This window comes from Ignavibacteria bacterium (assembly GCA_017302895.1).
In the GTDB taxonomy this organism is placed as follows: Bacteria; Bacteroidota; Ignavibacteria; order Ignavibacteriales; family Ignavibacteriaceae; genus UTCHB3.
Window position 1 is genome coordinate 496,317 of record JAFLBV010000002.1, and the last position, 12,768, is coordinate 509,084.

The following is a 12,768-nucleotide window of genomic DNA, read 5'->3' on the forward strand; positions in this document are numbered from 1 at the left end:
TCAGAAAACCCGGTTTACTTTATTACCTGACTCTTCAACCATGAAGTGGTAACTGATTTTGGTCGAACGATCGGTAGGCCCATAGCTCTGTTCATAACCGCTTGTGAGGCTAAACCAATTGATCTTGACAGCGCGAAAATCACGGTATAGTAGGAAAATTCCCTTAGACCGTAATGATACAGGAGTGAACCTGTAACGGCATCAACATTGGGCCAAGGATTCTGAATTTTGGGGATTCCTTTCAATACTTCAGGCACAACTTCGAAGGTGTTTACAACTGTTTTGAAAACAGGATCATCGGGACAGTGAACTTTTCCGAATTCAAGAAAAGCTGTAAATCTTGGATCTACAACTCTAAGAACTGCATGGCCATAACCCGGAATCACCTGACCTGATGCCAAAGTTTCGTTCACAACCTCTTCAATCTCTTCTTTTGTTGGTGTTCCATTATACTTCTTCATTACATCCAACACCCATTTGAGGGCTTCCTGATTTGCAAGACCGTGAAGCGGGCCTGCAAGTCCGTTGAATCCTGCAGAGATTGAATAATAGAGATCCGATAACGCCGAGTTCACAATTGAAGCTGTAAACGAGCTCACATTACCACCTTCATGGTCGGAATGAGCGACGAGAAACAAGGTCATCAATTTCAAAAATTCATCGCCGGAGGCTTCCAATCCCAACATATGAACAAAATCTTCCGAGAGTCTCATATCTGGATCCGGTTGAATCAGTTCACCTTTGTTGTATCTGATTCGGTAAATTGCTGCAGCGATTGCCGGAAGTTTCGCGATGATATTTAGCGCATCTTCCAGAGTGTACCGCCAGTATTCACTTTTGTGAATTCCTTCATCGTGATGACGGGCGAAAGATGACTCCTTCTGCATGGAAAGCACCGCTGTCGAAAGCATTGTCATCGGGTGAGAATCTTTAGGCATTGCCTTGAGTATCTCCCAGACATAATACGGGACAAATTTCCTTATTCTTAGAGCCACCTGAAATTCATGGAGTTCTTCCTCATTTGGCAAATCCCCCGTAAGAAGGAGATAAAACACCTGCACTCCGGTGATATCAGTAAGTTCAGCAACCGGTTTTCCACGGATTATGAGACCCTGATCCTTGGGAACAACTGAGGTGTCACACCAAAGAGATGTTACTCCGCGCATTCCACCCATTATCTGCGAAACGGTAATGTCAGAAACTTTTTGATCTCCACTTTCCTTTAAAAATGCTGACATGTCGGAACGCCAGAACTCTATTTTTGCCGCCATTGTATCGAAAATATTTGGTGCCATATGTTCTTTCGAAGTTTATTGGATTTATGATTTAAACATAAACATTTTAATTAATTCATTAATTCAAAATGTTTAAAAAACAAGGAGGCATCGCCTCCTTGTTTAAAATATCTCTATTTTATTATGGTGTACGAACCGGTGAAAGTTTCAAGTATCGAGTTCATCTCCTTCACAAGCACAAAAGGATCTTTTAGATCACCCGACCCGAGCTCTGCGGAAAGGTAAAGCACATTCACAACTCTCGGAATAACCGGAGATTTTTTGTCTCCCTTATAAATGTTGAGAAGGTTCCTGATCACGGCACTGTTCTTGTTTATCTCCATAACTTTGGAGGCACCAAAAGAATCAAACATCGGATTGCTTCCTTTCATCATGCGTCTGAAAGATGCTGAGAACATTTCATTCTCGCCTGAAAGCCAAACAGCATGGTCGCTTAGTCTCTTGGATATTTTCACTTCCTTGATCTTCTCACCGAGAATTTCCTTGATTTTCGTTGCCATATCCTCGAGCACTTTTTCATCAGCTTCAGTTAATTCCGGTAATTTGTTCTCATTTTCCTCAATATCCACGAATGCATCCAGTTTGCTGACATCCGCCTTTTCAACTGAAACGAAATCAAGTTCACCATATTTTCCGCACATGCTGAGAGCATATTCATCAACAGGATCCATCAGGAAAAGGACATCGATTCCTTTTTTCTTAAAGATCTCGATTGCAGGGTCTGCCAGAAGCGATTCTCGGGTAGTACCTAACGCATAGTATATTTCCTTCTGATCTGCTTTTAATCCTGATTTGTAATCTTCAAGTGAAACAAGTTTTTCAGGATCAGTATTGTTCAGAGAGTCAAATCTGAGAAGTTCGAGGTATTTTTCCCGGTTATTGTGATCATTGAAACCAAGCTTTATTTGCTTACCGTGCTCTTTGTAAATTCGCTTGTACTGCTCTGGTTCGTCTTTTGCCCTTTTAATGAGGTCATTGAGAACGGCTTTTGTCACTTCTCTCGAAATTTTTCCAAAAACAGCATTCTCCTGAAGTGTCTCCCTCGAAACATTGAGTGGAAGATCCTCGGAATCAACAACACCCTTCACAAAACTCAAAAACTCAGGCAGCAGGTCCTTTGACTGGTGTTGAATCAACACTTTCCTCACATACAAATCGAGACCGTAGTTCTCCCTGTTCATACCAAACAAATCAAAATTCCGTTTGGGGATAAAGAGAAGTGCATTAAACTGAATCGGTGCTTCTATAGAATAGTGGATGTGGCATTCAGGATCCTCGAAATCGTGGGATACGAATTTGTAAAACTCATTATACTGCTCAGGTTTGATAGTGGATTTTGGCTCTTTCCACAAGGCAGTTATTGTGTTTACTCTTTCGGCTGCAAGATAAATCGGGTAGGAAATGAATCCGGAGTGTTTCTTGATAATTCCCTCAAGTCTCTCCTTGGTTGCAAATTCCACAGCGTCATCCTTTAAGTAAATCTCAATTGTCGTTCCGCGATTAATCGATTCTTCCATTTCGGAGATGGTGAAGTCGCCACTTCCCGATGAACGCCAAACGAAACCGGTCTCATCAGGCAGATATGATCTGGTCTTAATCTTCACTTCGTGAGCAACCATGAAAACAGAATAGAACCCTACACCGAACCTGCCAATAATTTCTTTCGCATCAGTTTCACCTGCTTTTAAAGCTTTGATGAACTCAGAACTTCCTGATTTTGCAATTGTGCCGATATTTTTTACAAGTTCATCCTTGGTCATTCCGATACCTGTATCGGTGATAACCAGCATTTTTGCTTCCTGATCGAAGGATATTTTTATTTCGAATGGCAGGTCTTTTTGATGATATTCATCGCCGCGGAGAGAGATTATTCTTAATTTATCGATTGCATCGGATGCATTCGATATCAGCTCCCTTAAAAATATTTCGCGGCTGCTGTACAGGGAATGAACTAAGATATCGAGAAGTTGTGTGATTTCCGCTTGAAATGTGAACTTTTCTTGTACTTTGGCTTCCATATAAGTTAGTCCTTTCGCTTTAAATTGAATCTTGAAATGATCATAAATTTTCGTAAATTTGTAGTTACAAATATAATATTTTTCAGCCCTGCTTCCACCCCAAAAATTACAAAATGAACTTTAAAAAATTACTGTTGACACCTGTATTCATCGTTACAATCCTCTTATTGCTGATTGTCGCGATTGCAATGTTCCCTTACATATTTACAAATGTCTACAAATTCCCTGCGATGAAGCCGTTTTCAGGAACAGAGTGGTATAACCCGTATGCCGACACTTCAGGCAGGTGGTTTAAAACCAATTTTCATGCACATGCACAGGCATGGGGAGGATTGACCAACGGCACACTTACACCGGAGCAGGTGGATTCCGTTTATAAATCCCTCGGTTACGATTTTGCCGGAATCTCTGACTATCATAAAATTACCAGATCGAAAAATATCAAAGATGATGAATTCATCCCTTTATATGAGCACGGTTTAAATGTCTGGAAAAGACATCAACATCCGATCGGAGCAAAAGAGGTTGTAAATTTTGACTATCCCCTCTTCCAGTCATTACACCATAAACAGGATATCATCGAAAGATTAAGGCAGACTACCAAACTGCTGGCTATTAATCACCCTGAATTCCTTGAAGGCTATCATCCCGATGACTTTCAGTATTTATCAAATTATACTCACATAGAAATTCTTAACCACTACAGGACTTCCGTTCATCACTGGGATGCCGCCCTCTCTGCGGGCTATCCGGCGTTTGGTTACGGAAACGATGATTCCCACAATCAAACCAGAAAAGATGAAACCGGACGGTACTGGACTATGGTCCGTGCAGGTTCACTGCTCGGAAACCTGATTGTGGATGCTTTACGAAAAGGAAATTCTGTGGCAGTCAAAGGTAATAATGCTGAACTTGACAACGAGTTGAGATATTTACGGGTGGAAAACGATTCGATGAAATTGCGGCTCATGACACCTGCTGATTCCATCCTTTTGATTGGTAACTACGGTGAGGTGCTGGCATCCTTTCATAAAACCGACTCCCTCGTCTTTCCTCTTAAAAAAGTAAAAACCTATTTAAGAACCGAGGTTTACAACCCGAAAACCACATTCTTTCTCAATCCTTTGATCAGAACCGACGGCATCCTGCCCGCATACAAACCGGTGAAAAATGCTGCGTTTTCCTTTGTGGTCAGAATTGTCGGAATAGCAGTTTATGCCTTCTACCTCGTATTCTTCTTCAGAGTTGTCAGACGAATGTATCGTTATATGATGAATAAAACGGTTGTCAGAATAATCTAATCGAAAGACGACTTAAAAAATCCTGCGACAAGTTCTATGTCCGACTTGTCAACCAGAAGGATAATCAAATCATCCTCCTCAATTATTGTACTTCCCGACGGAATTACATATTTCCCTTTTCGTTCTATCAAAACAATCAGAACACCAACCGGAAGTCCAATCTCCACAATCTTGTTACCACAGGCAGGAGACCCCGGTTGAACAAAAAGATCGAACAATGTTTTATTGTCGTCCCTTCCTGTCTCAAGGTCCATCAGCACTTTTTTGCTTAAATTTTTGACATTTCGTAGTTTAAGAAGTTTGGACACTGCAGGTATGGACCATCCCTGACCGATGGCTGAAAATATCACAACAAAAAAGACAAGGTTCAGCACCTTTTGTCCGTCAGGCAGATTCGAGGTCAGCGCAAATGTAGCAAGGATGATAGGCACTGCCCCCCTCAAACCACCCCACATGATAAACACTTTCTCTTTCAAATTAAAATTGCTGAATAACAGTGACACCATCACTGCTACAGGTCTGGCAACGAACATCAAAAACAGTGCAAAGAGGCTCCCGATAAGAGCAACTTCAGGTAACTGTGAAGGAAATATCAGCAATCCCAGGGTGAGAAACATGCCAATCTGACTCAACCAGGCGAGTCCTTCAAAAAACCTGATTGTGTTTGTTTTGTGTTGAAATTCATGACTGTTGGCCACAATTCCCGCTATATAAACAGCTAAAAATCCACTTCCTGATATTAATGCTGTCCCACTGTAAATCAGTAAAGCACCTGAAAGAACAAATACAGGATAAAACCCTGGGGTAATAAAATCCAGTTTGTTCATTATAACCGACATAACTCTTCCTCCTGCATATCCCGCGACCGCGCCAATTCCAAATTGCGACACAAAAAATACCACATGTTCGACAGCGGTTTTTTCAGGTTCAGTAAGAATGGAAATCATCAGCATGGTCAGAAATATTGCCATGGGATCATTGCTGCCGCTTTCAAGCTCCAAAACGGGTTGAATATCACCCGATAAATTTAAATCCTTGGCTTTCAGAACCGAGAAAATTGCTGCGGCATCTGTTGACGATATTACCGCACCGATGAAAAAAGAAAAACCGGCAGAGTAACCGGCTACATAATACAGGAATGCCCCCATCAGAACTGCTGTAATAACCACCCCGAGAGTAGCCAGTGAAAGAGATGACTTAATACCATTTTTTACTGACTGTATGCTTGTCTCCAACCCTCCCGAAAACAAAATAAATACCAGAGCGATGGTGCCTATCGACTGGGCAAGGGAAGCATCACTAAATTCGATTCCCCCCGGTCCGTCTGAACCGGCAAGCATTCCAAGACCCAAAAAAAGAAGCAGTGTGGGGACTCCGTAATTCCTGGTAAGTCTCGTTACCAGCAACGAGAGAACAATCAGCACGGAGAGAATAAAAATTTTATGTTCCAGCAGGTGTATCATTTAAGTAATAAAAAGTTTTTGTTTATTTATATTTACATTTAATTTCATCAAAAAATTATCCAAGAAAATCTTCACTGAATAAATGAGCAAGAAAAAGTCCCCGGCTCCATCGTTTGATGTTTACCGGAAGAATTTAAGACAGAATATTTTTTCTTCCATTGCCTCAAATTTGAGAAGCAATATAACAATTGCAGTCGGAAATTTAGACATCATTTCAGAATCGAACCAAAATCGTTTCACCTCCGAATCACTAACTGCCTTAAAAAATTCACTTTCAAATATAGAAAATCTCGCTTCTCAGATCAATACTTTAAGCTATATGGCGTTCCCGGCATTTGTTCAAAAAAATGTTGATCTGATAAAAATTCTTAATATTATCACAGAGAACCTGAAAGGATTGGCATCGCAAAAAAACATAGAAATTGTGCTTCTAAGCGAGAGAACTCACTATTTTACCAGATGCTCCCCCTTGATGGTGGACAGAATAGTTGGACATCTTATAATGATGGTGTTGAGAGTTTCATTAACATCTGAAATTGTAAATCTGATCGTTCAAAGAGATGAGAAAAGATATTTCTGTTTGCAGGTTACTTTCACCCCGGGTTATAAAATAAGTGAAAATTCCGATTCGGAAAGCCTTATGGAACAGGTATTTTCAAAACCGTCGAATCTGATCGACTCGGTATTGCTGAAAACGATTTGTGACACTTACGGAATCATGATGTCAATGAGTTCATTCAATGGCAGGCTGATATTTTCGATTCCCCTGCCACCACAGAGTGACTCGAAAGTTGAGGATGATTTTCTTGATGAGTTCAATCTTTGGAATACTTTCCAGATTGCAGAGGAATACGGAAGCCAGGAGGAACCCGTCATCGACAGTTCATCCGGAGACAATGAATCACAGATTATCCTGATTATAGAAGATAATCATGAAGTTGGCAGGTTGTTGAAAAAAACCTTCCAAAAGGAATTTAAGATAGTTGAAGCGCTAAACGGATTCGAAGGACTCAGAAAGGCGATTTCTTTTATTCCTGATTTGATCCTTTCAGACATACACATGCCTGGAGTAAATGGAATTGACCTGACCAGAATTATTAAAAATGATGAAAAGACCTCGCACATTCCCGTCATTCTTCTTACAGCAGACACATATGAAGCTAACAAAATAAAGGCGATCGAATCAGGTGCAGATGAAATCCTTATTAAACCGGTTTCTCTGAAAGAACTAAGGGTTAGAGTGGCTCTATTGCTGGAAAACAGAGAAAAATTGCGGAAGACCATGGTAACCGAGGTTGCAGAACCCAGGGTAACCGGAAGCACTTACATCGACAAGTTTATGATCAAAGTAAACAATATTCTCAGTGAGAATTTCTCCGATGAAGACTTTGGTGTTGAAAATCTGAGCGACCTGATCGGGATGAGTCCAAGACAACTTCAGAGAAAAGTAAGGGCTGTTACCGGCAAATCCCCAAATAACCTGATCAGGTCATACAGACTGACTCAGGCAAGAGAGATGATTGTGAGCAGTAAAATGTCTGTCAGTGAGGCAGCTTATTCGGCCGGATTTAGCAATCTCTCTTATTTTGCGAAATGTTTTAAGGAAGAATTTGGCGAATCTCCATCAGATTCCACTGATTTGGAACAGGAATAACTAAAATGTCACGCAGGTTCGAGAATAATAACGGGAAAGAATTATTAGATTTTTCAGTCATAATTTCATATGTCCGAAATATGTTAAAATTTGACTGATTTCTGTTATCAAAGCATTTTCCCGCACCTTATTTTTGAATCGTGTTTAATGACATTTTAATACAGGTTTAACACCATTTAATCGATTTTAATAGTGCAAAAGATCCCGACGGGCTATAAAAAGCCCGTTTTTTATTTTAAATACCCTCCCCCCTCATTTCCAACTAATCTTTTTCTTACATTTTGCTATCAAATCATTTTAATTTTGGAGATCAATTAATGAAGTTTGAACTGCGTGATTTTGGGTTCACCGGACTAAAAGTATCGCCTCTCGGTTTTGGTGCAGGCAGAATTGGCGGAAAAGAGATGACAGATAAAAAGGTTGAAAAACTTTTGAATTCAGTACTTGACCTGGGGATTAACCTTATCGATACAGCAAGAAGTTATGGCGAGTCCGAACACAGAATTGGTAAATTCCTTCACAACAGAAGACAGGAGTTTATTCTCTCCACTAAAATCGGATACGATGTCGAAGGAACTCAGGACTGGACATACGACAGTATAATTAAGGGTGTAGAGAAGGCACTCAGAATTCTTCAGACTGATTATATTGATATAGTGCACCTTCATTCCTGTAACAAAGATATTCTCGAGAAAGGTGAAGTTATCGAAGCTCTGACGAGGATGACCCAGGAAGGGAAAGTTCGTGTACCCGCTTATTCCGGCGATAACGATGCTCTTGAATATGCAATATATAGTGATTCTTTCGCTGCATTTCAGTCATCAATCAATGTTTGTGACCAAAAGACCATAAATTCATTTCTTCACCCTGCCAAGCAAAAATACATGGGTGTAATTGCAAAAAGACCTCTCGCAAATTTCGCATGGCACGAAAATGCCAATGTCTCCGACCCCGTGGTTGCAGAGTATAAAAGGCGAATCTACGAAATGAATATCGATTATGGCATGTCTCTCGAAGAAGTAATGATCAGGTTTACCGCTTTCACTTATGGAGTTGATTCAATTCTGATTGGTACAAACGATCTGAGTCATTTGAAAGCCAACATAAAACTGGTTCAAAAAGGAAAATTACCCGACGAGCTCATAACCCGCATAAAGTCAAGATTTGATGAAATCGGTAAAGACTGGTTGACCCTTACCTGATCTTTTTTTCAGGAAGTATTTTTTGATTAAATTTGAATCAGACTTTTTTATTCCTTTTAAACTCAAGGACTTTTATGCGAAATCATATCCTTTTATTTGTTGCTTTTCTATTTTTTGCTCCTCACACTTTTGGGCAATTAACCGTAAAATTTAATGGAGAACTGAGAACCAGACTCGAAGTGGATGAACTCGATTTTAACGCTAACACGGGTTTCCATCACTACATCAACAACAGAGCAAGGCTGGGTGCCGTCATCAGCAATAATGACGATCTCGAATTTGTTTTCCGTATTATCGATGCGAGAGTTTTCGGACAGGAAGCATCGGTTCAGTCGAATTCGGCAAATCTCGATCTCAATGAAGGTTATCTGAAAATTAAAAAAGGCAACTGGGAATTCCTGCTCGGAAGACAGGAGGCAAGATACAACAACGCCAGATTGATTGGACAATCAGACTGGGGAAACACCCCTATCACCTTCGATGGGGCAACTGTCAGATATGCCGGAAAAGGTTATCAGATTTCTGCTTTCGCTTTCAGAGTTGCTGACAAACAACTTGTTGGTGACAGCTTGGATCAAAATCTCTTTGGTGTATTTTCAGAATTTAGACTCGCGGACAATCTTAAGTTGAACCCGTTCGTAATGTTCGACCGGAAAGTCCCGGTTGAAAATCTCGCACGGTTAACTCTCGGTGTCAATTTGACAGGATCATTCGGTCCCCTTTCACACGACATCGATTTTGCCTACCAAACCGGCAATATTAAAACAAACAAGGAAATGGATATTTCGGCTTTTCTCGCTGCCATAAATCTGGAGTTTTCATTCCAGGTACAGTCGAAAGCTGCCCTCGGTGCAGGATTCGCATACTATTCGGGTGACAAAGATGCAGCCGATAACAAGTATGAAGTTTTCGACAACTCCTACGCAACAAAACACGCTTACCTTGGAGATATGGATCTCTTCAAAGTTGTTCCAGCTTCCACTTACAATCTTGGTATAACTGATATTTATGGATATTACAAAATGGCGCTTGCAGAGTGGCTTGCCGGTAAACTAAGTGGTCACCTCTTCGGTTCTGCACAACCATATAAGCTTGCTACCGGAACCGAAAGCAACGCATTCGGTACTGAAATCGATCTCGCTTTTATGGCTAAATACAATGAATATCTGAATTTCAATTTCGGAGCTGCCACTTTCCTCCCCGGAGACATCTTCAAAGAGAAAAAAGGTCAGGATTCCGCTTTCTGGTTTTATGCCGGTTTTCACCTGAATCTGAAGTAAAATTATCAGATGAGGCTGTTTCATTCGAGGCAGCCTCTTTTTTTATCTTTTCTCTTTCCTTATATTGAATTCTCATTTATTTTCGGTTCCGTTGCAACTCTTCTACCTGATCGTAATTATTTTCTTTCTTCTGGCGTACTTCCTTTTCGTAACAGGACTTATTCGCGCGAAAAAGTCAGTACGAATCAGAAATTCGAATTCCGGTACCGGAAGTTACTCAATCGTTATTGCTGCAAGGAATGAAGAAGCCAACCTCCCCGATCTGCTGAAGTCGCTCCCAAAACTGGACTACCCCTCCGAGAATTTCGAAATTCTGATTTGTGACGACGGATCTACGGACGGTACCCGCGACATCATAACGGCATTTTTGCCTTCTTTCAAGAATCTGCAACTTATCGAACACAATCCTGATGACCCCCACGGAAAACGAAATGCACTCGAAAGGGGTATAACCAAGGCAAAATTTGACCGGATAATGATTACCGATGCCGATTGTATCGTTCAGCCATGCTGGTTGAAAGAGGTTGACAGGTATTTCACCGAAGATTCACAATTCCTGATCGGAATCGCTCCGCTGATAAGGGATCATGGTTTTTTTAATGGACTCTCCTGTTTCGAAAATCTGAGGTCATTCCTTCTAATTTCGGCTTCCTTCGGCTGGGGTCACCCCGTGTCGGCTACCGCAAGAAACATGGGTTTCGTCAAAAGCGTATTCCACAGTGAGGGGGGATACAATTCCACCAGAAAATCTCTTGGTGGTGATGATGACCTTTTACTTAAAAATTTTCTCGATAAAGGATATCAAATAAACCTCTGTCCCTCAGCAAGTGCGGCTGTCTTTTCAAAAACGAATCATCTTCCTAAGGATTATTTGAGGCAAAAAGCCAGACACACTGCAGCTTCAAAGTTTTATTCGAAACTTTCAAAGTGGATACTTGTTTTTTGGCATTTGCCAAATCTATATGCACAATCCTCAATCCTTTTACTCCCCTGGTTTCCGGAAGTGGTGTACACATTTTTTATCAAGATTACACTCGACACTATTCTGGTGCTGGCAATGCAAAAAAAATTAAATTACAAATTTTCTCTCCCGGAGATCATTTTCTACCAGATTTTCTATGAGATTTTCTTGATAATTAACTATTTTGCATCTCGTTTTACAAAATTTAATTGGAAATAGTTTTATTATTTAGGCTTCACTTATGGATATAGTTTCAATACTTCGTGGAATTCTTGGTATCGGTGTGCTCCTTGGCATTGCTTTTCTTCTTTCAAACAACAAGAAAAGGGTTGACTGGCGTTTGGTCTCCGGAGGGCTCTCAATACAGTTTGTTCTTGCCATCTTTCTTATTAAAGGCGATGACATGGCAACATTTTTTGCCCCCTTGGGATGGGTGAAAGATTTTTTTAGCTGGGTCAGTTCTTTCTTTGTAATCATTCTGCAGTATTCCGAAAAAGGTGCATCTTTTGTGTTCGGAAATCTTGCAATCAGCCCCGGCAAGGAAGGAAGCCTTGGGTTCTTTTTCGCGTTCCAGGTACTGCCTACCATAATTTTCTTTGCTGCTCTGATGGCTATCCTCTATTACCTCGGTATTATGCAGAAGGTGGTCCAGGCAATGGCGTGGGTGATGGCAAAAATAATGGGAACAAGCGGTGCTGAATCGCTTTCATGTACCGCGAATATTTTCGTAGGTCAGACAGAGGCTCCGTTGATTATAAAGCCCTACCTCGATAAAATGACCAAAAGTGAAATGCTCACTGTCATGGTGGGAGGTATGGCAACGATTGCCGGTGGCGTAATGGCGGCATATATTCAGATGCTTGGTCAGTCTTATTCCGCCGCTAAGGGTATATCAATCACCGAGGGACAGTTCCTCTTTGCAAAGCAACTTTTGAGTGCTTCCGTTCTGGCGGCTCCTGCAGCACTTCTTATCTCAAAAATTATCTATCCGGAAGTTGAAGAACCCGCAACCCGCGGTGTGGTTAAACTCAGTGTTGAGAAAAACGGCTCCAATGTTATTGAGGCTGCTTCTAACGGAGCGATCGACGGCCTTCAACTCGCCATAAATGTTGGCGGTATGCTGATAGCCTTTATTTGCCTTATTGCTCTTTTCAACGGAATGTTGGGATGGGTCGGTGATGTTACCGGATTAAGCGCTATAATGCAGGATCAATATGGTAAACCACTCAGTTTTGAGTTGCTAATCGGTTTTATTCTTCAACCTGTTGCATTCGCTATCGGTATCCCTTTTGAAGATGCATTAAACTTTGGCAGTCTGCTCGGAACAAAAACAGTATTGAATGAATTTGTGGCATACCTTGAGCTTTCACGCATGGTTGAGATGAAAGAGATGATCAATCCTAAAGTGATTTTCATGTCCTCGTATGCACTTTGTGGATTTGCTAATTTTTCCTCCATTGCCATCCAGGTTGGCGGCATCGGTGCCCTCGCTCCACACAGAAAAGCTGATCTTGCCCAACTCGGCATCAAAGCGGTGATCGGCGGAACTCTTTCTACTCTTCTTTCGGCAACTATTGCAGGAATCTTTTTCTAA

Annotated in this window: 9 protein-coding genes; 6 read left to right on the plus strand and 3 right to left on the minus strand. The window is 41.1% G+C overall.

Annotation, left to right across the window (positions count from 1 at the left end):
- Positions 1–14 precede the first annotated feature (14 nt).
- Positions 15–1,295, minus strand: a complete 1,281-nt coding sequence (locus tag J0L60_09785) for a citrate (Si)-synthase (protein ID MBN8546406.1) — start codon at positions 1,293–1,295, stop codon at positions 15–17.
- Positions 1,296–1,408: 113 nt separating this feature from the next.
- Positions 1,409–3,313 (minus strand): molecular chaperone HtpG, encoded by a 1,905-nt coding sequence (gene htpG, locus J0L60_09790; GenBank protein ID MBN8546407.1) that lies wholly within the window; start codon positions 3,311–3,313, stop codon positions 1,409–1,411.
- A gap of 113 nt (positions 3,314–3,426) precedes the next feature.
- On the opposite strand from htpG, the gene J0L60_09795 reads away from it, so the two are divergent.
- Complete coding sequence (locus J0L60_09795) at positions 3,427–4,614, plus strand: hypothetical protein (GenBank protein ID MBN8546408.1); 1,188 nt, start codon at positions 3,427–3,429, stop codon at positions 4,612–4,614.
- On the opposite strand, the gene J0L60_09800 is transcribed toward J0L60_09795, so the two are convergent.
- Positions 4,611–6,077: a potassium/proton antiporter gene (locus J0L60_09800; protein MBN8546409.1), complete on the minus strand. Its 1,467-nt coding sequence runs from the start codon at positions 6,075–6,077 to the stop codon at positions 4,611–4,613. The two genes, J0L60_09795 and J0L60_09800, sit on opposite strands and share 4 nt — an antisense overlap.
- Before the next feature lie 82 nt (positions 6,078–6,159).
- On the opposite strand from J0L60_09800, the gene J0L60_09805 reads away from it, so the two are divergent.
- From J0L60_09805 to J0L60_09825, 5 genes are all read left to right on the plus strand, one after another.
- On the plus strand, positions 6,160–7,731 hold the full coding sequence (locus tag J0L60_09805) for a helix-turn-helix domain-containing protein (GenBank protein ID MBN8546410.1): 1,572 nt from the start codon (positions 6,160–6,162) through the stop codon (positions 7,729–7,731).
- A gap of 317 nt (positions 7,732–8,048) precedes the next feature.
- A complete protein-coding gene (locus J0L60_09810; GenBank protein ID MBN8546411.1) occupies positions 8,049–8,933 on the plus strand; it encodes an aldo/keto reductase in 885 nt (294 codons plus the stop codon).
- Between the two features lie 74 nt (positions 8,934–9,007).
- Complete coding sequence (locus J0L60_09815) at positions 9,008–10,213, plus strand: alginate export family protein (protein ID MBN8546412.1); 1,206 nt, start codon at positions 9,008–9,010, stop codon at positions 10,211–10,213.
- Positions 10,214–10,304: 91 nt separating this feature from the next.
- A complete protein-coding gene (locus J0L60_09820) occupies positions 10,305–11,393 on the plus strand; it encodes a glycosyltransferase (GenBank protein MBN8546413.1) in 1,089 nt (362 codons plus the stop codon).
- Between the two features lie 22 nt (positions 11,394–11,415).
- A complete protein-coding gene (locus J0L60_09825; protein MBN8546414.1) occupies positions 11,416–12,768 on the plus strand; it encodes a NupC/NupG family nucleoside CNT transporter in 1,353 nt (450 codons plus the stop codon).

Coding starts and splice junctions, on each gene's coding strand:
- J0L60_09785 (MBN8546406.1), bottom strand. CDS start 1,295: ATGGCACCAAATATTTTCGATACAATGGCGGCAAAAATAGAGTTCTGG.
- htpG (MBN8546407.1), bottom strand. CDS start 3,313: ATGGAAGCCAAAGTACAAGAAAAGTTCACATTTCAAGCGGAAATCACA.
- J0L60_09800 (MBN8546409.1), bottom strand. CDS start 6,077: ATGATACACCTGCTGGAACATAAAATTTTTATTCTCTCCGTGCTGATT.
- J0L60_09810 (MBN8546411.1), top strand. CDS start 8,049: ATGAAGTTTGAACTGCGTGATTTTGGGTTCACCGGACTAAAAGTATCG.
- J0L60_09805 (MBN8546410.1), top strand. CDS start 6,160: ATGAGCAAGAAAAAGTCCCCGGCTCCATCGTTTGATGTTTACCGGAAG.
- J0L60_09825 (MBN8546414.1), top strand. CDS start 11,416: ATGGATATAGTTTCAATACTTCGTGGAATTCTTGGTATCGGTGTGCTC.
- J0L60_09795 (MBN8546408.1), top strand. CDS start 3,427: ATGAACTTTAAAAAATTACTGTTGACACCTGTATTCATCGTTACAATC.
- J0L60_09815 (MBN8546412.1), top strand. CDS start 9,008: ATGCGAAATCATATCCTTTTATTTGTTGCTTTTCTATTTTTTGCTCCT.